The 18,839-nt window shown below is 58.2% G+C and carries 18 protein-coding genes; 3 read left to right on the plus strand and 15 right to left on the minus strand.

The genetic code is table 11. The annotated features are described in order from the left end of the window. Positions 1-15 precede the first annotated feature (15 nt). The gene (locus LG301_RS13625; protein WP_404471695.1) at positions 16-210 is read left to right on the plus strand and encodes a cell division protein ZapB; all 195 of its coding nucleotides are present in this window, start codon (positions 16-18) and stop codon (positions 208-210) included. Here the strand turns inward: LG301_RS13625 and rimI are convergent. From rimI to LG301_RS13665, 8 genes are all read right to left on the minus strand, one after another. Continuing rightward, positions 207-653, minus strand: coding sequence for a ribosomal protein S18-alanine N-acetyltransferase (rimI, locus tag LG301_RS13630; RefSeq protein ID WP_404471696.1), 447 nt, complete (start codon positions 651-653; stop codon positions 207-209). The two genes, LG301_RS13625 and rimI, sit on opposite strands and share 4 nt — an antisense overlap. Then, the gene (locus tag LG301_RS13635; RefSeq protein ID WP_404471697.1) at positions 650-1,450 is read right to left on the minus strand and encodes a hypothetical protein; all 801 of its coding nucleotides are present in this window, start codon (positions 1,448-1,450) and stop codon (positions 650-652) included. The genes rimI and LG301_RS13635 overlap by 4 nt, the downstream gene beginning before the upstream one ends. Further along, entirely contained in the window at positions 1,447-1,755 is a 309-nt protein-coding gene (locus LG301_RS13640) for a BolA family protein (protein WP_404471698.1), read from the minus strand. The genes LG301_RS13635 and LG301_RS13640 overlap by 4 nt, the downstream gene beginning before the upstream one ends. A gap of 41 nt (positions 1,756-1,796) precedes the next feature. Beyond that, positions 1,797-3,200: an MFS transporter gene (locus LG301_RS13645; protein WP_404471699.1), complete on the minus strand. Its 1,404-nt coding sequence runs from the start codon at positions 3,198-3,200 to the stop codon at positions 1,797-1,799. 87 nt (positions 3,201-3,287) lie between these two features. Next, entirely contained in the window at positions 3,288-3,674 is a 387-nt protein-coding gene (locus tag LG301_RS13650) for a hypothetical protein (protein WP_078088774.1), read from the minus strand. A gap of 82 nt (positions 3,675-3,756) precedes the next feature. Then, positions 3,757-5,268, minus strand: coding sequence for a lysine--tRNA ligase (gene lysS, locus LG301_RS13655; protein ID WP_404471700.1), 1,512 nt, complete (start codon positions 5,266-5,268; stop codon positions 3,757-3,759). Positions 5,269-5,303: 35 nt separating this feature from the next. Beyond that, a protein-coding gene (prfB, locus tag LG301_RS13660) for a peptide chain release factor 2 (protein ID WP_404471701.1) occupies positions 5,304-6,402 on the minus strand; the annotation gives its coding sequence in 2 pieces (ribosomal slippage) (positions 5,304-6,326 and positions 6,328-6,402; 1,098 coding nt in all). A gap of 261 nt (positions 6,403-6,663) precedes the next feature. Further along, positions 6,664-8,016, minus strand: coding sequence for an OmpP1/FadL family transporter (locus LG301_RS13665; RefSeq protein ID WP_404471702.1), 1,353 nt, complete (start codon positions 8,014-8,016; stop codon positions 6,664-6,666). A 273-nt stretch (positions 8,017-8,289) separates the two neighbouring features. Between LG301_RS13665 and LG301_RS13670 the strand changes: the two genes are divergently transcribed. Both LG301_RS13670 and LG301_RS13675 read left to right on the plus strand, forming a co-directional pair. Further along, positions 8,290-8,733 (plus strand): MerR family DNA-binding protein, encoded by a 444-nt coding sequence (locus LG301_RS13670; protein WP_404475269.1) that lies wholly within the window; start codon positions 8,290-8,292, stop codon positions 8,731-8,733. After that, positions 8,700-11,258 carry a heavy metal translocating P-type ATPase gene (locus LG301_RS13675; protein ID WP_404471703.1) on the plus strand — a complete coding sequence of 853 codons (2,559 nt, stop codon included), beginning with the start codon at positions 8,700-8,702 and terminating at the stop codon, positions 11,256-11,258. The genes LG301_RS13670 and LG301_RS13675 overlap by 34 nt, the downstream gene beginning before the upstream one ends. An 85-nt stretch (positions 11,259-11,343) precedes the next feature. Here the strand turns inward: LG301_RS13675 and LG301_RS13680 are convergent, their stop codons facing one another. From LG301_RS13680 to rplS, 7 genes are all read right to left on the minus strand, one after another. Next, a complete protein-coding gene (locus LG301_RS13680) occupies positions 11,344-11,961 on the minus strand; it encodes a YitT family protein (protein ID WP_404471704.1) in 618 nt (205 codons plus the stop codon). Between the two features lie 71 nt (positions 11,962-12,032). Continuing rightward, positions 12,033-13,829 carry a DHH family phosphoesterase gene (locus tag LG301_RS13685; protein WP_404471706.1) on the minus strand — a complete coding sequence of 599 codons (1,797 nt, stop codon included), beginning with the start codon at positions 13,827-13,829 and terminating at the stop codon, positions 12,033-12,035. Between the two features lie 6 nt (positions 13,830-13,835). Further along, the gene (gene thrC / locus LG301_RS13690) at positions 13,836-15,224 is read right to left on the minus strand and encodes a threonine synthase (RefSeq protein ID WP_404471707.1); all 1,389 of its coding nucleotides are present in this window, start codon (positions 15,222-15,224) and stop codon (positions 13,836-13,838) included. 3 nt (positions 15,225-15,227) lie between these two features. Further along, entirely contained in the window at positions 15,228-16,544 is a 1,317-nt protein-coding gene (locus LG301_RS13695) for a homoserine dehydrogenase (protein WP_404471708.1), read from the minus strand. An 85-nt stretch (positions 16,545-16,629) separates the two neighbouring features. Beyond that, positions 16,630-17,421, minus strand: a complete 792-nt coding sequence (locus LG301_RS13700) for a DsbC family protein (protein ID WP_404471709.1) — start codon at positions 17,419-17,421, stop codon at positions 16,630-16,632. Next, positions 17,396-18,277 (minus strand): site-specific tyrosine recombinase XerD, encoded by an 882-nt coding sequence (xerD, locus tag LG301_RS13705; protein ID WP_404471710.1) that lies wholly within the window; start codon positions 18,275-18,277, stop codon positions 17,396-17,398. The genes LG301_RS13700 and xerD overlap by 26 nt, the downstream gene beginning before the upstream one ends. Positions 18,278-18,382: 105 nt before the next feature. Next, positions 18,383-18,739 carry a 50S ribosomal protein L19 gene (rplS, locus tag LG301_RS13710; RefSeq protein WP_404471711.1) on the minus strand — a complete coding sequence of 119 codons (357 nt, stop codon included), beginning with the start codon at positions 18,737-18,739 and terminating at the stop codon, positions 18,383-18,385. Between the last annotated feature and the right edge of the window lie 100 nt (positions 18,740-18,839).

Raw genomic sequence — 18,839 nt, forward strand, 5'->3', positions numbered from 1 at the left:
TTACCGGAGGTAGGCATGAGCCTTGAGCTTTTTAACCAGTTAGAGCAGAAAGTCACCGACACCGTTGAGGCGTTGGAGATGATGAAACTAGAGAACGAAGAGCTGCGTGACGAAAATGCTCAGCTAAAGCAGGAGCGTGAAGAGTGGGAACGCCGCTTACAGGGGGTACTCGGAAAGTTTGACGGCATAGAAGACAGCAGCGCGTCTTAAGTCAGCAGTAGAGACATCAGCAGCGCATCTTCCCTCCCGGTCGCCCCTTTTGCGGCCGGGTAGTAGCCTTTCCGGCGCCCCTCCTCATGAAACCCCGCCTGTTGATACAGCGCAATGGCGCGCTGGTTACCGGCACGCACTTCCAGCAGCAGCCGCTCTGCTTGCCACTGGGTCGCCACGGCGATCACCTCATGAAGCAGTCGCTGGCCAATACCCTGCCCTTGGCACTCAGGTTTCACGCCAATCGCCTGCAGCTCGGCATCGAACGGCAGCTTCGCCACCAGCGCGTAACCCACTAACACGGCGTCCTGCCAATAGCCCATCACCCAGGCCTGATCATCGGCCAGCGCATCCTCCAACTGCTGGCGACTGGCACCGCTGTTCACCTGGCCCTCAAGCCCATGGAGCAGGGCGGCTTGCGAAGGCCCCAACAAGCTCATCATTGTGCGCTTTTACGCCACTGCTCGCCCAGTGCGACCAGGCTAGGCCAAAGCGCCCGCTTAGCCTCGGCAGATTGGCTAAGCGACGCCAACGCAGGCCCTTGCCATACTGGTAGCGCCAGGGTTTGGCTCTGCGCGTTCGCGAGCGCCATAACTCGGGCAAACGGCGACTCTTCATCAGCTTCTTGTGCTCCCCACCACAGCACTTGCTCCAACCGCCATCCCTGCCTGCTGGCAGCCCCTGCGACAAACGCGGCCATGCCTTCCTGAGCTTCCTCAAGCGGCTCTTCGGGGGTAAAAGAGGTCGCCATCGGAGGCCATTTGAAATAGGTCATCGTGGGCGTGTCGCCCTGCAGCACGCCCGCTGCACGCAGCATATTCGCCAGCAGTTGCTGCTCTACCGGAGACATCTCACCTTCACTCACACTCAGCAGGCGACCGCCGATACACTGGCAAGAAAAGCTGAAGCTTAACGGCTTAGCAGGCTCAGTCACGCGCACACTAGGTGCAGGCGAAGCGCTGGCTTCCTGGGGCGGCTCAACCACCGGTGCATTATCTAATAATGCACGCACCGCCGACGGCGAAGCTGCTGCGTCTGGCTTAGCGGCGGGGGGATGGCTGCGCGGTGCCGGGGCATCATCTAACAGCGCATGAAGCCGCTCGCGGGAAGGCACCTGTGCAGGCGCCTCTTCCCACTCGCAGGCCTGCGTAGGGCGTGCATTGGGCAGCTGATAACAAGACGCCCAGGCCGTAATGCCCATGGCATCAAGATACTGCCTGCGAATAACCTCTGGGGTCACTGGCCGCCGCCACGACAGTTAGGGGAGTCTGGGCGCGCTCCGCCCCGCGCTTGCCACTCTTTGGGCGTATACAAATGCAGCGCCAGCGCGTGCACCGGGCCGGTTAGCTCATCGGCCAGCAACGAGTAAATTTGCTGATGACGCTTTACCGGCATCATGCCGTCGAAACTCTCACTTACCAGCGTTACTTTGAAGTGTGTTTCGGCGTTAGCTGGTACGTTATGCATATGGCTTTCGTTCTCTACGTGCAGCACATCGGGGGTTAATGCCGCTAACTTTTGCTCAATTTGTGTCTGCATCGCCATGGGGGCTCTCCTTCAATCAGCAACCGCTCTATTGTACGCCCTTACTTGCCAACAGACGATGCCCGCCGTTCAAGCAGCGCACGCTGGGCCACGCCAACGCGGGACAGGCTAGCCAGCAGTGCCAGCAGGGTGGTGCCCGCCCCCAGCCAAAGTGTGACTTGAATAGGCAACCCCAGTGCCAGCGCGGCCCCCACCAGCGCCACCCCAAACGACTGCCCTACGGTACGCGTAGTGCTCATCACACCCGAGACGTTTGCGCTGCGCTCTGGTGGCAAACTGCCCATCATCTCTCGATTGTTAGGCGGCTGAAAAAGACCGAACCCAATCCCGCACAGCGCCGTGCGCCATAGGCTACCCGCCACGCCGGTACTCTCATCCACCAGTGCCAGCGCAATCAGCCCTATCATTAGCAGCACAAGCCCGACACTCGACAGCACGCTAGGATTAATGCGGTCGGCTAACCGCCCAGCAACCGGCCCTATGACCATTATGGCTAACGGCCATGGCGTGAATAGCCAGGCGGTTTCCAGCGGAGAAAAGCCCATTGGCTCTTGGTAAAAAAACGACAGCGCCACAAAGGTTAAGCCCTGGCCGATAAAGGCCAGCCCCGATGCCGACACCGCTAGCGTAAAGCGCTTTTCCGCAAACACGCTCAACGGTAACAGAGGATAAGGGGCCTGCCGCTGGCGACGTATAAACAGCGCACAGGCCCCTGCCGCTAGCAGTGCCCAACCGCCGCTTTGCCACACCGGCGCGGCGTGCCCGACAGCATCCATGGCGATAAAAAAGCTGGCCAGCATCATCATGGAGTACACCGCGCCCAGCGTATCGAAGGTGCCCTGACGGGGTGTATCCCGCGGCAGCGCCCGATAGGCCAGCCATAGTGAGCACACGCCTAAAGGCACGTTGAGCGCAAACAGCCAGGGCCAGTCCGCAAACGAAAGAATTACCCCGCTCAGCGTGGGGCCTGCCGCATACCCCCCGGCCACCACCAGCGCGCTTAGGCCTAAGGCGCTGCCTAGCAGCCGTGAAGGAAAAATCGCACGATACAGCGACGGCCCAATCGAGAGCGTTGCTGCCGCCCCCAAGCCCTGCAGCGCGCGAAACACCAGCAGCGTTTCTAAATTACGTGAAAGCGCCGCCCCCAGTGCCGCCAGCACAAAGGTTGCCAAACCCAATAGGTAGAGCCGTCGGCGGGTCACTAGCTCACTGATACCCGCAAATACCAGTAAAAACGCAGCACACACGACCTGAAACAGGTTGGTGATCCACACCGCGCGCGCGGCGGTTACCCCAAGATCCGCCGCGATAGTGGGTAGGGCCAGGTTAATCATGGTGGTGTCGACCACCGCCATTAGCGTGCCCATCACCAGCGCCAGCACGGCAAGCAGACGTTCAGGCCCAGGCAGCCCATCGTCGCCAGGGCGGCTTTCAAACAGTCGCATGGTCGTCAGTTCCTAAACGGCCCCTTAAAAACAGTGAAACCGGCCGAAGCCGGTTCCACAGTGCGCTTACGCTAAAATCATAGCACGCTAATCTTGCTCGTTGTCGAGCAGCAGCGCATCTTCGACCTCAGAGATCTCTAGGGCGGTTTCGTCGTCCAAGTCGATGGCCAAGTAGCTGTGCTCTATACGCAAGAAATCTTGAAACAGCGACCAATCTAATTTTTCTGGCCACTGGCGCTCATCCTCTTCCCAAGCGCGCAGCTCGGTCTCCAGGATTTCTACGTGACGTTCGCGAACAAACGTCTCTAACGCCTCCGGCGTATCCATTTCAGGAATAAGATACACGGTGCTTTCACGTTCGACGTCGTCCAGGGTCAGGTCGTCGTCTCCCATGGTGGGTTCGAGCGCATTGATCCAGTCCACGAAGGTCTGGGTCGGCCTGACGCTCAGGGCAGAGCGATTTAGCAGTTTCATGGGATTCTCCTCGCCGTCGAAACGTTGACCATTATGGGCGCTAAAACGCGCCCTTACCAACTTTTCGTCCGTAACCGAACCGTTAATCTACCTCGGGGCGCATCGCGGGGAACAGCAGTACATCGCGAATGGAGGGGCTGTCTGTAAACAGCATCACCAACCGGTCGATGCCAATGCCCTCGCCCGCCGTGGGCGGCAGGCCATACTCCAAGGCGCGCACGTAGTCGGCATCATAGTACATCGCTTCCAGATCACCCGCGTCTTTCTCGGCAGCCTGTTCGCGGAAGCGCTCTGCCTGATCTTCAGCGTCGTTAAGCTCCGAGAAGCCGTTGGCGATCTCGCGGCCACCCACAAAGAACTCGAAGCGGTCGGTAACGAAGGGGTTCGCATCGTTACGACGCGCCAGCGGGCTAACTTCTGCTGGATACTCGGTGATGAACGTCGGCTGATCCAGCTTGTGCTCGGCCACCTCTTCGAAGATCTCGGTTTGAACCTTGCCCAGGCCCCAGCTCTCTTTGACCTTGATGCCCAGTTTTTCCGCCGCAGCGCGAGCAGCATCCAGGGTATCCAGATCCGCGTGGGTGATGCCGTCGCCATGGTCAAGAATCGCTTGGCGCAAGGTGAGGCGCTTGAAGGGTTGGCCGAAGTCGTAACTGGCCCCTTGATAAGTAATCGTGGTGGTGCCCAGCACTTCTTGGGCCGCCGTGCGCAGCATGGCTTCGGTCATGTCTAACAGATCGCGGTAATCCGCGTAGGCCCAGTAGAACTCGACCATGGTGAACTCGGGGTTATGCCGCGTGGACAGCCCTTCGTTACGGAAGTTGCGGTTGATTTCGAACACTTTCTCGAAACCACCCACCACCAGGCGCTTAAGGTAAAGCTCGGGGGCAATGCGCAGGTACATGTCGATATCCAACGCATTATGGTGGGTAATAAACGGACGCGCCGCCGCACCGCCGGGAATCGGCTGCAGCATCGGCGTTTCCACTTCCATAAAGCCACGGGCTTCAAAGAAGCGGCGCATGGAGCTGATCACCGCGGCCCGGGTCTCGAACACCTTACGCGACTGCGGGTTCATGATCAGATCGACGTAGCGCTGGCGGTAGCGCGCTTCTTGGTCGGTCAGGCCATGGAACTTGTCCGGCAGCGGGCGCAGGCTCTTGGTCAGCAGCTGCGCCTCGACCATCATCACATAGAGATCACCCTTGCCAGACTTGTGCACCGGGCCACGGGCGGCAACGATATCGCCAATATCCCAGCCCTTGATGTCTTCCAGCACGTCTTCCGGCAAGCCCTTTTTATCCACGTAGAGCTGGATTTGGCCCGCCACATCCTGAATCACGATAAAGGGGCCACGTTTGCGCATTACGCGCCCGGCGACCGACGCCTGATGATCCAGCGCTTCCAGCTCGGCTTTTTCCTTATCACCCAGCAGGTTGTGCAGCTCAACCGTTAAGCTGTCGCGGCGAAAGTCGTTCGGGAAAGCGCTTTTACCCTGCTCTGCCGTGCGCTCACGGTGGGCAGCAAGCTTGGCACGGCGCTCGGCGATCAGATGATTTTCGTTTTCAAGAGAAGACGCGTCTTGGTTAGCCATCGGGCACCCTATTCATGTTCAAACGCTAAAAAAGATTACAAACCCTGCTTGAGGCTGGCGACGATAAACTGGTCTAAGTCGCCGTCGAGTACTTTGTCACAGTTGCTGGACTGAACGCCGGTGCGCAGGTCTTTAATGCGCTGATCGTCCAATACATAAGAACGAATTTGGCTACCCCAACCAATATCCGCTTTAGAATCTTCCGCTTCTTGCTTAGCCGTGTTGCGCTTTTGCATCTCGTGTTCCCACAGCTTCGCTTTTAACTGTTTCATGGCGAAGTCGCGGTTGGCGTGCTGGCTACGCTGATTCTGGCATGCCACCACAATTCCGGTGGGTTCGTGGGTAATCCGTACCGCGGAGTCGGTAGTGTTAACGTGCTGGCCACCCGCACCGCTAGAGCGGTAGGTGTCTACCCGTATATCGGAAGGGTTGATTTCAACTTCAAAGCTGTCGTCGATTTCCGGTGACAAAAACACTGAAGCAAACGAGGTGTGCCGGCGGCCGCCAGAATCAAACGGGCTTTTACGCACCAAGCGGTGAACGCCGGTTTCCGTGCGCAGCCAACCAAAGGCGTAGTCACCCTGAATATGCAGCGACGCTGATTTAATACCAGCCACTTCACCAGCGGAAATTTCAATAATCTCGGCTTTGAAGCCGTGGCTCTCTGCCCAGCGCAGGTACATGCGTAGCAGAATATTTGCCCAATCCTGCGCTTCGGTGCCGCCAGAGCCCGACTGAATATCCAGGTAGGCGTTGTTTTCGTCCATTTCTCCCGAGAACATGCGGCGAAATTCAAGTTTCTCTAACGCCGCTTGCAGGCCGCCCAGCTCTTTACGCACTTCCTCAACGGTGGCTTCATCCTCTTCCATTTCGGCGAGTTCTAACAGGTCGCGGCTATCCGCGAGGCCTTGGTCTAGCTCGTCGATGGTCGCCACAATCGCTTCAAGGGAGGCGCGCTCTTTACCTAGCTTCTGAGCATAGTCTGGGTCATTCCAAACATTGGGGTCTTCAAGTTCGCGGGACACTTCTTCTAGCCGATCTTTACGCTCGGCATAGTCAAAGATACCCCCTAAGAACGTCTGTCCGCTCAGACAGGTCCTTGATCTGGTTATGAATCGGGTTGGTTTCCAACATGGATCGCTCTAGCCTTGGTCAGTAAATAGCGGGGTCTCACGCGCGTTAAAACGCAGCTTAAAAGAGACAGGCGCCGCTGGGGCAGCTCATGGTTTGGTGCTAAACACCTACCCGAGCTATCCCAGCGGCGAAATTCTGGCAAGCATTGTAACGAAACCCAGCGCCCACCGCACCCACCCTAGGCGGCGTTCGCCACGTAAAAACCCGGCCGAGGCCGGGTCAGTAGGTCATACAAATCGAACAGTAAGCGCGAACCGCGGATCAAAACCGATAGGTCAGCTGGGCACCGAAACCGTGCGCTTCGTTTTTGTAGTCAGCCGAGTAAGTGGCGCCGCCAACGGGCACACCACCGGTCTGGGCACTGGCAAGTAAATCACTGCGCTCCTGCTCAACAAAGGTTCCGCGCTCAGTCAGGTAAGAGTAAGCAAAATCGAGCGTCAGATCAGGCGTTGGAGTCCAACCTGCACCCAACGAGAAAATACGGCGTTCATCGGAGGGAATACGCACACTACGGTCATTGTCGTTGGTCGGTGTAAAGTCCAGCGTCACACCCGCCCGAAGCGCTAAGGTCGGGGTTAGCTGATACTCACCGCCCGACGCAAAGGCCCAAGCATTTGAGTAATTTTGCTGTTCTTGAGTAATGGTGTCACCTTGGCTACCGGTTACCAAAATCTGGTCAAACTGGCTCCAGCGCACCCAAGAAGCACCGAACATCAGTTTCAGTCGGTCACTCATTTGCTGAGTTACTGAGAAGTTGACCGTCTCAGGAGTCGTTAAATCTAAACTTGCAGTATCAGAACGCAGGACGTTCCCTAACGGGTCTGTGGCACTAAAGTTGCCGTCCAAGGTGTAGTCTACTTTTGAACGGTAGGTCAGACCCAGAGTGGTTTCAGGCGCCGGCCGATAGATCACGCCCAAATTGTAGCCCCAGGCTTCATCGTCACCGTCCACGCGTGAATCGATATCAGCATCTGGGTTAAACGTAGCCTCTGATGGGAGCTGACGGCGCAACTCACCCTCTACTTGATTATAAGTAATACCTACGCCTACCGCCCACTGATCGTTAAAGCGATAAGAGATCGTAGGCTGTGCGCTGACCACCGTCACTTCGGTGTAGTTACCAAAATAGCGGCCCTGGAAATCATCTTCGTAATCGGTCTTAGAGCCAAACGGCGCATAAACACCAAAACCAAACGCCAACCGATCCGTGATCGGATGGGCATAAAAAGCAAAAGGAATTGCAGTGCCTGGCACCATATCGCCCTCATTACCGCCAGGGATACTGCCTACAGGAATTTGATTTCCGTTGGGAGCACCGCCTTGCGCTACGCCCGCATCAATAAAGCGATTGGCTTCAACGTTAGAGATATCTGAATTTACATTTAGGTACGTAGCACCGGCTGTCAGTTGAGCGCGGTTAAGGAACGACATACCTGCCGGGTTACCGTAAACAATCGTGGCATCGTTCACGTTGGAGCTACGGCCCGCGTGACCATACCCCTGACCACTGACGCTCTGTTCGTTGATTTGATATCCGCCAGCGTTCGCCTGGCTGGCAAAGGCGACTGCCGCGACGGCTGCCGTCAAGGTGAGCTTTTTGAAGTTATTATACATAGTGGGCCTCTCTTCCCGATGATCCGGCGGACAGTGCCATCCACCCTCGTTGTTCTTACGCGTTAGTTTTCGCCCAATGCTGGGTTGGGTTCAAGGGCAAACGAGCGTTTTATTTTGTTTTTTACTTATACATTAGTCGCACGACTGTTTTAAATCAGTGTTTTAGTTATTTCAGCTGAGCGTCCACACAGCGCTTGACCTATGGGTAACCCAAAGGTTTTACACTCAACGTATCGCAATTTAAACGGCGGGATAGTGATGCAAACAGCCACACTGAAAGTTGGCGAGCTAGCTAAACGCGGGGATGTTACTGCGGAAACGGTACGCCACTACACGCGCGAAGGCCTATTAACGCCTACACGACATCCTGACAATGGCTACCAGCTCTACTCAGGCGCCGATGCTGAGCGCCTTCAGTTTATTCAACGGGCACGCAAACTTGGGTTTAGCGTCGCCGAAATTCGCGACATCCTGACCCATGCCGACCATGGCGACTCACCTTGCCCTCTGGTACGCGACTTACTCGCCAACCGGCTGCCGCAAATTCGCCACCGAATTGCAGAGCTAGAGGCCCTTGCTCAACGTATGGAGCAAGCACTAGAAAGCTGGCAGGAGATGCCCGACGGCACCCCAGACGGCCACAGCCTCTGCCGATTAATTGAGAGTTTTCCTGAGGAGGCCCCATGCAGCAAAACGCCGCGCAATCCAACTCGCTAACGCGCACAGTGCCTGGAATGAACTGCCAGGGCTGTGTTAAGCGTATGCGTGAAGCCATTCAGGCCCAGGACGCAAGCGCCGATGTAACAGGATTTCCAGCAGATAAGCGCCTGGACGTCACCACAACCCTAAGCGCCGCTGCCATTGATGACGCGCTAACCCAGGCAGGCTACCCGCCCGGCGAGTTACCGGCGGAGCACGAGACTCGCGATGAAGACAACAACGCTAAGCAGCCTATCGAAGACGCTAGCAGCCCCGCTCGCCAGGGTGGCAAGCAGGTACGCTTAGCCATTAGCGGAATGACCTGCGCTAGCTGCGTTAAAAGCGTCCAAAAAGCCTTAGAGCGCACGCAAGGCGTTGATACTGCCAGCGTGAATTTTGGCACCCATACCGCCCAGGTGTTTGGTCACGTTGATGAATCAACGCTGATTGCCGCCGTAGAGGCCGCAGGTTATAGCGCCGAACCGATTGTCGATATGCGCGCAGCCGAAGATACTCGGGCAGAACAGGAAGCGCGGCTCTATCAACAACGCCTAAAAGGCAGCGCCTACTCGCTGGCCTTAGCACTTCCTCTGATGCTCAGCATGTTTTTCTATCACCCTCACCCGGTAGGGTTTGGGCGCTTTTTCTGGCTGGTGATCGGCCTGCTCACCCTGGCCATTCTGGTCTTTCCAGGCCGTCATTTTTTCGTGAACGCATGGAAAAACCTCAAGCATCATCAAGCCAATATGGATACGCTGGTGGCAATGGGCACCGGCACCGCCTGGCTCTATTCGATGGTGGTAGTGGCCTTTGCGCCCTGGCTACCGGAAGTGGCCCACGGCATCTATTTTGAAGCTTCGGCCATGGTGATCGGCCTGATTCTGTTAGGCAATGCGCTAGAGCTTAAAGCGCGCGGGCGCACCAGTGAGGCCTTGAAGCGCCTGCTGGACCTGCAAAGCCGCACGGCACGAGTCATTCGCGACGGTGAAGAGCACGAGATCGATATCGATGCCGTTCGCCAGGGTGATCATATCCGCGTGCGTCCTGGAGAGCGTCTACCGGTCGACGGCGACGTGCTGGAAGGCGAAAGCCATATAGATGAGTCCATGCTTACCGGCGAGCCGCTGCCGGTTAAAAAGCGTGAGGGTGACGAGGTCAGTGCTGGCACCGTGAACGGCAAAGGCGGCTTGGTCTACCAAGCCACCCGAGTAGGGGCCAACACGCGCTTAGGGCAAATCACCGAACAGGTGGCCAGCGCGCAAAATTCGCGTCCCCCCATTGGCGAACTGGCAGATAAAATCTCCAGCATCTTTGTGCCCTCAGTGATGATTATCGCGGTGCTCACCGCGCTGGTTTGGTTTAACTTTGGCGCCGAGCCTCGGGTGATTCACATGCTTGTCACGGCGACGACCGTGCTGATCATCGCCTGCCCCTGCGCCCTGGGGTTGGCAACGCCCATCTCCACCATGATTGGGGTAGGCAAGGCAGCCGAACATGGCGTGTTGGTTAGAAATGGCGAAGCGCTGCAAACCGCCAGTAAACTCACCACCCTGGTGGTGGACAAAACCGGCACGCTGACTGAAGGCAAGCCTAGCGTGACGGACGCAGAGGTACTGCATGGCGACACCCACACCGCGCTAGGCTATGTTATGGCGCTAGAACGCGGCTCAGAACACCCACTGGCCGCCGCACTGATTGCCTATGGGGAAGAAGCCGAAGCCAAGCCGGCTGACATTCGCAACTTCGACAGCGTGACCGGTGGCGGTGTAAAAGCACAAACCGCAGACGGCCAGGCACTGCTGTTAGGTAACGCACGGCTGTTGGAAAATGCGGGGGTTGACCTAGCCGCCGGGCAGACAACCGCCCGGCAGCTGGAAGATAAAGCCCGCACGCTGGTATACCTTGCGGTAGATGGCCAACTGACCGCCCTCTTTGGCATTAGTGACCCGCTGCGCCGCGATACCAAAACCGCGATTGCACGACTACAGCGCGATGGGTTAAAGGTCGTCATGCTGACAGGTGACAACCCTCACACCGCCGCGGCCATTGCCCGTGAAGTGGGCATTGATGAGTACCGAGCGGGGCTGCTACCTGAAGATAAGCATGCCGAAATTGAGCGCTTACAAAAAGCGGGAGAGGTCGTTGGCATGGTAGGCGACGGCATTAACGACGCCCCAGCGCTAGCCCGCGCTAACGTCGGCTTTGCCATTGGCCAGGGTACCGATGTGGCCATCGAAAGCGCTGGTATGACGCTCATGCGCGGCTCGTTACACGGCGTCGCGGACGCTATCGAAATTAGTCGGGCCACGCTCACCAATATCAAGCAAAATCTGGTCGGCGCTTTCGGTTACAACGTGCTGTGTATTCCGATTGCCGCTGGAATACTTTATCCGCTAACCGGCATGCTGCTCTCACCCATGATCGCCGGTGCGGCTATGTCCCTTTCATCCATTACCGTGGTAAGCAACGCCAATCGCTTACGGCTATGGAAAAGCCAGCAAGCGCCAGCGTCTTCCTCAGCCACCCAGGAGCAGACGGTATGAGCCTTCTTATTAACCTAACGGGCATTGCGTTAATCGCCGCCATTGTGTGGTGGTTCTGGCTTAGCCCAGCGAGTTGAAGTGACCGCTAACTCACGCCGATATAGCGCCCTGGCTTGTGGTTCAGGGCGATAATTAGATTGAGCGTCAGCGCCCCCAATACCGAGTAGCCTACGCGGTCCAGGGGGAGCTGCGTTAGAGCGATCAGCAGAATCACGCCATCGATGCCGAGCTGCACGTAGCCTGCCCGCAGGCCATGCTTATCCTGCAGGTAGAGAGCCAGGATATTGATACCGCCGAGGCTGGTGCGGTGGCGAAACAGCATCAGCATGCCAATCCCCATCAGCGCGCCGCCCATCAGCGCCGCATAGAGCGAGGGCACGCTGGCAAACTCAACCCACCCTTGGGTGAGCTCGGAAAACAGCGACACCAAGCCAATAGCCAAAAAGGTGCGCAGCGTAAAACTCCACCCCATCCGCTTAATCGCCAGGTAGTAAAACGGCAGGTTGATGGCAAAGAACCACACGCCAAACCCCCAGCCCGTTACATAGTTCAGCAACAGCGCAAGCCCTGCGGTGCTGCCGGTCAGCAGCACCGCGTGGGTATAAAACGTTACTCCCAGCGCCACAAAGAATGTGCCTAAAAGCATCGCCATAATGTCTTCGTAGGGCTTATGGGGGTCCTTAGGAAGGTCTTCCATCCGCATTGATGCGTCCTTTTTGAGGATTGTTGGGGTGGCCGATTGAGCGGCCAAGAACGCGAGGATAGCGGAGAGTCCTAAACGGGGCTAGCGTGCTCCACCATCAGCTGCAGCGTCTCCCGGCCACGCCAACGGTTGCGGTTAAGCTTGTAAGCGCAGTGCAGCGTATCCCCAACGCTAAACGAAGGCAGCTCCCCCGGTGTGAGCGCGCGAAACCAGATCGCTTTGCTGGTGACGGCCCCCATGGAGAGCTCCATCATCAGGTGGGAACCCTCTGCGCCCACCGGGCGCAGCGATTCCACAATAAAGCGCCCTTCAAATAGCGGCGGGTCGAACTCCCGCCCGTAGGGGCCTAACGTCTCGATTTCCACCAGCGTCGTCAGCGAGAGCTGGGCGGTAGAGAGCTCGCCATCGGTCCACAGACGCGGGTAGAGCGGTGTATCGCCAAGTTGCTCGCCCACCGCTTGCAAAAACGCGGCTTTAAAGGCCGCTAGCTGCTCCCGTGGCACGCCTACACCTGCGGCGCCACTGTGCCCCCCAAAGCGCGGCAGCGCTTCTGGCGCAAGCTCAAAGGTGCGCTGCAGGGCATCTCTTAGATGCAGCCCTTCAATAGAGCGGCCGGAGCCGGTGAGCATATTGGGTGCCGCTGCCCGCGTGAGCACCACGGCTGGGCGTCCGTAGGCCTGCACCAGCCGCGAGGCGACGATGCCCTGCACGCCGGGGTGACCATCTTCCAACAGCACCACCACGGCAGGCTCGTTGGCCTCCAAGGCGGGAACGGCTAGCGCCCGCGCCTCCTCGGCCATATCCGCCTCAATCGCCTTACGGGACTGGTTATCCTGGTCCAGCACTTCAAGCTGACGGTTCGCGACGCCATCGCTCTCTGCCAGCATAAAGTGCAGCGCCGCGTAGGGGTCATCTAGCCGCGAACGGGCGTTGATCCTCGGGCCCATCTGAAACGCCAAGGTTTCAGCGTTGAAGGGCACGCTGTCGGCCCCTAAGCGCGCTGCCATGGCCCTCCAGCAGGCGGCATCCATACGGTTGATCAGCGTCAAGCCGTAGTTCACCACCGCACGGTTGGCGGGGCTTCCACCCAGCGAGACGCAGTCCGCCACGGTGCCTAACGCCACGTAGGAGAGCCACGGTGAGAGCTTGGGCGTGGCCTCCGGCAGCGCGCCCCACTCCACCAAGACGCCGCGGGCGAGCGACATCAGCAGCCACGCCACCATGCAACCTGCAATGGTTTTATCCGGGTAGTGGCAGTCGCTGCGGGTCGGGTTCACACAGGCATACGCAGAGGGCGGTGGACCTTCCAGGGGCAGCGCGTGGTGGTCGCTGACCACCACATCAATACCCGCAGCCTTTAGGCGCGCAATGCGCGGCTCGTCGGAGCTGCCGCAGTCGGCGGTAATCACCAGTGTGGGCAGCGGCTTTAAACTGAGCGTTCGCTCCACCAGCGGCAGGCTGATGCCATAGCCGTCGTGAATGCGGTGACCAATTAAGCTGTGCAGCTTGTGCTCGGGCACGCCAAATAGCTCGACCAGCGTACGCCGAATCACCACATGAGAGGTGATGCCGTCCACATCGTAGTCGGTCAGAATACCTATGGACTCGCCTTCAGACACCGCCTGGGCAATGCGCTCGGCGGCACGGCGGCCATCGGCGAGCTGTTCAGGATGCACAAGATAGCGAAGACTTGGCGACACCAGCGGCGCAAGCTCTCCGGTATAGCCGGGCAGCCGCGATGCCAAGAGCCGCGCCTGTAGCTCGCTCAACCCTTCAGACTGCGCACGCAAATAAACAGCCTCGTCCAGGGGACGAGGCTCTAGGCGGGGCTGGCTACTCTGCTGAGAAAGTGCTGACACCTGGGTCATATCACCTCAGCGGCGGTTGTCAGCAACGAACTGCTGTACCGCGCTTAGCTCGGCGGGCAGTACCGTGTAGCGCTCTTCACGCTCTAGCAGGTCGTCCATGTGGGTCGGCAGCGGCACGCCCTGGAAGCCCGCTTTTACCACCGCCTCGGCGAATTTCGCTGGGTGAGCAGTGGCCAGGGTGATCATCGGCGTGGAGCTATCCACCCGCGCCCGCTCGGCCGCCCGGTAGCCGGTAGCCGTATGCGGATCAAGGATCTCGCCGGTACGGTGATGCGCTTCACGAATCACTTCCAGAATCGTTTCGTCATCGACGCTGTAGCTGGCGAATTTTTCGCGCAGCTTGGCCAGCGGCGCATCGGCAAGCGCAGTGGGCTCTTGCTGGAAGCGCTCTAGCAGGGCTGCCACAGCGGCACCATCACGGTCGTAGGCATCAAACAGCAGACGCTCAAAGTTGGACGACACGACGATATCCATCGAAGGTGCCAGCGTGGCCGCCAGCTCTTTCTTGGAGAAGTCGTTGGCCGTCAGCGTGCGGTGCAGGATGTCGTTGGCATTGGTGGCGATGATGAACTGCTTCACCGGCAGGCCCATCTTGTAGGCCATGTAGCCTGCAAACACGTTACCAAAGTTAGCCGAGGGAACGCAGAAGCTCACTTCCCGCTGGGGCGCTCCGAGAGCAACGCCTGAAGCGATGTAGTAAACAATCTGAGCCATGATGCGTGCCCAGTTGATCGAGTTCACCGCCACAAGCCGCGTGCCGTTCAAGAAGTCTTGATTGGCAAAGCTGGCTTTCACCATCGCCTGGGCATCGTCAAAGTTACCTTCAATGGCGATGTTAAAGACGTTATTTGCCAGCACCGAGGTCATCTGGCGGCGCTGCACTTCGGACACCCGGTTATGGGGGTGCAGAATAAAGATATCGAGGTTGTCGCAGTGGCGGCAGCCTTCAATCGCCGCCGAGCCGGTATCCCCGGAGGTTGCCCCCATGATCACCGCGCGCTCGTTGCGTTTTTTCAGGAAGTGATCCAGCAGCCGCCCCAGCAGCTGCAGCGCCACGTCTTTAAACGCCAGCGTCGGGCCGTGGAACTGCTCTAGCAGGAAGTGGCTGGCATCTAACTGCTTAAGCGGCAACACCGCGTCGTGGTTGAACGTGGCGTACGCCTCGGTCACCAAACGGCGGAAGGTCTCGTCGTCGATCTCGCCGTTCACGAACGGCTTCATCACCCGAAAGGCGATCTCGGCGTAGGAGAGCCCGGCCATGTCGGCCAGCTCCTCTTTGGAGAACTCAGGCAACGTTTCCGGCACATAGAGGCCGCCGTCGCTGGCCATACCGGTTAATACCACTTCTTCGAAAGAGAGGGCAGGCGCCTGCCCGCGCGTGCTGATATAACGCATCGGTTACTCTCCTTCGTCCAGGCTTTCCACGCGAATACGCGTGACCGGGCCAGCAATGTCCGCCATGGATTCAATCTCGCGGATGGCTTCGTTCATCTGCTTCTCTTTGGTGCGGTGCGTCAGCAGAATGATCGGCACCAGCTCGCCTTCGGTGGCTTCTTTTTGGATCAGCGCTTCAATGGAGATGCCCTGCTCGGCCAGAATGGTGGCCACACGGGCCAGCACGCCGGGGCGGTCTACCGCCAGCAGGCGCAGGTAGTAGGCCGTGGTGATATCTTCCATCGGCATAATCGGCAGCTGGCTGACGTCTTCGTCAATGCCGCTAAACGCCAGGTAAGGCACCCGATAGTGGTGGTCGGTGGTGATATCGCGCGCCACGTCTAACAGGTCAGCGACCACCGCAGACGCCGTTGGCTCGGCACCCGCACCAGCGCCGTAATACAGCGTCGGGCCGACGGCGTCGCCCATCACGGCGATGGCGTTTTTCACGCCGTGTACATTGGCCAGCAGGCGCTCTTTCGGAATCAGCGTGGGGTGAACGCGCAGCTCAAGGCCTTGATCGGTACGCTTGGAAATACCCAGGTGCTTGATCACGTAACCGAGGTTATCAGCCTGTTCCACGTCTTCGGCGGTGATACGCGAAATGCCTTCGGTGAAGGCTTTTTCAAACTGCAGCGGCACGCCGTAAGCAATGGAGGCAAGAATGGTCAGCTTGTGGGCCGCATCAATCCCTTCCACGTCGAAGGTAGGATCAGATTCGGCGTAACCCAGCGCCTGCGCTTCGGCCAATACGTCTTCAAAGGCACGGCCTTCGTCACGCATGTGGGTCAAAATGTAGTTGCCGGTGCCATTGATGATGCCAGCAACCCACTCAATGCGGTTAGCACCGAGGCCTTCGCGCAGCGATTTAATGACCGGAATACCGCCAGCCACCGCTGCTTCAAACGCCACGATGACGCCCTTTTCGTGGGCCGCACGGAAAATCTCGTTACCGTGAACGGCGATCAGCGCCTTGTTAGCGGTAACCACGTGCTTACCGTTAGCAATCGCGGTAAGCACCAGCTCGCGAGCAACGTCGTAGCCGCCGATCAGCTCGACCAGAACGTCGACGTTGGGGTTGTTGGCCACCTCGAAGACATCGGATGTCGCGTTAATGCCGGTAATATCGCAGTCGGGATGAATACTGCGGTGGGCAACCTGCTCAATCACAATCGGGCGGCCTGCGCGGCGGCTAATATCGTCTGCGTTGCGCGTCAATACGTTAAAGGTGCCGCCACCGACAGTGCCTAACCCACAAATGCCTACTCTTACCGGTTTCAAAATACTTCCCCTTTCGTGTTGGGCACCCGCAGGTGCCACTTTTAAATCAGTGTCTCAGCGTGATCGTTCGTCATTTAGAATGACGTTATTCGTCTTCCAAGCCTAACATGGCTACCAACCGCTCGGGGGGTACAAACCCAGGCACCAGCTGCCCGTCCGGCAACAGGATGGCGGGCGTGCCCTGCACGCCCAGTGCTTGCCCCAGAGCGTACTGGTCTGCCACTGGGTTATCACAGCTTGCGCTCGCGGCAATCGACTGTCCCTCTTTGGCCTGATTCATCGCCTCGCTGCGATTATCAGAGCACCATACCTGCTGCAAAGTAGTGGCAGCGCCGCTACCCATGCCCGCGCGTGGGAAGGCTAGGTAGTGTACCGCAATCCCACGCTCGTTGAGCTCGGGGATGGTTTCATGCAGGCGCTCGCAATAGGGGCAGGTGGGGTCGGTAAACACCACCACCGTGGCTTTGGGTTCATCGCCCCCCCGAAAGACCACACGCTCACTCTCTGGAATCGCCGCCAACGCCTCTGCGCGCTCTTGATTGCGGGACTGCTCGGTTAAGTTCACCAGCCCATTATCCGCATTCTGGTAAAGATCCCCTACCAAAAAATGGCTGCCATCCGCATTGGAATAAAACGACTCACCGCTCTCCAAACGAACATGATAAAGCCCTTCCATCGGCGTGGCGCTCACCTGCTCTACCGGCATCGGCTGGCCATTAACCTGTAAATTCTCAGCCAGGCGTTCGGTGATGGCATCAGCGAACGCCAACGTGGGCAGCAAACTCCCAGCCAGCACTAGCCAGGGCGCACAGGATTTTGCAACTGACGGCATACGTTTGTGCATTCTTTCATTAACCTCGCGGATGGTGTTCAGCATGCAGATGCTCCAGGCGCGCCTGGGCAACGTGCGTATAAATTTGCGTGGTGGACAGGTCACTATGACCTAACAGCAGCTGTACGACTCGCAAATTGGCCCCATGATTCAATAAGTGAGTCGCAAAGGCATGTCGCAGTGTGTGCGGCGACAGCGGCCGTGAAATACCTGCAGTGATCGCGTGAGCTTTAATACGGTGCCAAAACGTCTGCCGCGTCATGGCCTTGCCCGCCCGACCCGGAAATAGCGCTGGGCGCGTAGGGTCCTGCATAAGCAGCGGCCTTGTGGTTTCAATGTAGCGGGCCAACCACTCAGCGGCCTCTTCGCCCATAGGCACTAGGCGATCCTTATCGCCTTTACCTCGCACGCGTACTACCCCTTGACGCAAATTCACCGCGTCACCGGTTAATCCTACAAGCTCTGAGACGCGCAGCCCACAGGCGTATAGCAGTTCAAGCATGGTGCGGTCGCGGACACCCAACGGCGTCGCGATGTCAGGCGCTTGCAGCAGTCGCTCAACCTCGTCCTCTTCCAAGGTATTGGGTAGACTCGGCCGCACGGATGGCAGAGTAATATCAGCCAGCGGGTCATGCTCAATGTGCCCGTAAAGACGTGCCCAGCGGTAGAAGCTGCGCAGCGAAGAGAGCAGCCGTGCATTGCTGCGCAGCTGGTAACCCTGCTCTCGACGGCGCTCGAGCCATTCTGTAAAGCGTTGCGGCGAGGGGCCGAGCAGCGTTTCCCCTTCCGCCTCAAGCTGATGCTGCCAGGCAGTCAAATCGTGCCGATAGGCCGCTAGCGTATGATCGCTCGCCCCTTGCTCAAGCCAAAGGGCATCTAGAAAAGCATCAATCACGCTCATAGGCTAACAGTCTCTAGGGAGTGGCACAGCAAACAAAAACCCCGCCCCGCAGAGCGGAGACGGGGTCTTGTATCCGGGCGCCAAGCGCCCGTGAAAAAGTGGCGATTAAGCCAGCTTTTCCTTGATACGCGCCGACTTGCCGCTGCGCTCGCGCAGGTAGTACAGCTTAGCTTGACGAACGTCACCACGACGCTTGACTTCAATAGAGTCAACCAGCGGGCTGTAGGTCTGGAAAGTACGCTCAACGCCAACACCGTGAGAAATTTTACGTACGGTGAACGCGGAGTTCAGGCCACGGTTACGCTTACCGATAACCACACCTTCAAACGCCTGCAGACGCTCGCGGGTGCCTTCCTTAACTTTTACCTGAACGACGATGGTGTCGCCCGGAGCAAATACAGGAATCTCTTTGCCCATTTGCTCAGATTCGATCGCCTGGATCACCTTGTTCTTGCTGCTCATCTTGATACTCCTAAATAACGTAATGGCTTGCCACGCAGTTGTGGAAGGGGCAAACCGTGATCCCGGCGCTCGAAACGAGCTACGCGGGAGTCGTTATGGG

The organism is Vreelandella venusta, assembly GCF_044809155.1.
In the GTDB taxonomy this organism is placed as follows: domain Bacteria; phylum Pseudomonadota; class Gammaproteobacteria; order Pseudomonadales; family Halomonadaceae; genus Vreelandella; species Vreelandella venusta_B.

Excerpts from the sequence above, each read along its gene's own strand:
- LG301_RS13625 (WP_404471695.1), top strand. The coding sequence starts at position 16 with ATGAGCCTTGAGCTTTTTAACCAGTTAGAGCAGAAAGTCACCGACACC.
- rimI (WP_404471696.1), bottom strand. The coding sequence starts at position 653 with ATGATGAGCTTGTTGGGGCCTTCGCAAGCCGCCCTGCTCCATGGGCTT.
- LG301_RS13640 (WP_404471698.1), bottom strand. The coding sequence starts at position 1,755 with ATGGCGATGCAGACACAAATTGAGCAAAAGTTAGCGGCATTAACCCCC.
- LG301_RS13645 (WP_404471699.1), bottom strand. The coding sequence starts at position 3,200 with ATGCGACTGTTTGAAAGCCGCCCTGGCGACGATGGGCTGCCTGGGCCT.
- LG301_RS13650 (WP_078088774.1), bottom strand. The coding sequence starts at position 3,674 with ATGAAACTGCTAAATCGCTCTGCCCTGAGCGTCAGGCCGACCCAGACC.
- lysS (WP_404471700.1), bottom strand. The coding sequence starts at position 5,268 with ATGGCTAACCAAGACGCGTCTTCTCTTGAAAACGAAAATCATCTGATC.
- LG301_RS13665 (WP_404471702.1), bottom strand. The coding sequence starts at position 8,016 with ATGTATAATAACTTCAAAAAGCTCACCTTGACGGCAGCCGTCGCGGCA.
- LG301_RS13675 (WP_404471703.1), top strand. The coding sequence starts at position 8,700 with ATGCAGCAAAACGCCGCGCAATCCAACTCGCTAACGCGCACAGTGCCT.
- LG301_RS13680 (WP_404471704.1), bottom strand. The coding sequence starts at position 11,961 with ATGCGGATGGAAGACCTTCCTAAGGACCCCCATAAGCCCTACGAAGAC.
- LG301_RS13685 (WP_404471706.1), bottom strand. The coding sequence starts at position 13,829 with ATGACCCAGGTGTCAGCACTTTCTCAGCAGAGTAGCCAGCCCCGCCTA.
- thrC (WP_404471707.1), bottom strand. The coding sequence starts at position 15,224 with ATGCGTTATATCAGCACGCGCGGGCAGGCGCCTGCCCTCTCTTTCGAA.
- LG301_RS13700 (WP_404471709.1), bottom strand. The coding sequence starts at position 17,421 with ATGCTGAACACCATCCGCGAGGTTAATGAAAGAATGCACAAACGTATG.
- xerD (WP_404471710.1), bottom strand. The coding sequence starts at position 18,277 with ATGAGCGTGATTGATGCTTTTCTAGATGCCCTTTGGCTTGAGCAAGGG.
- rplS (WP_404471711.1), bottom strand. The coding sequence starts at position 18,739 with ATGAGCAGCAAGAACAAGGTGATCCAGGCGATCGAATCTGAGCAAATG.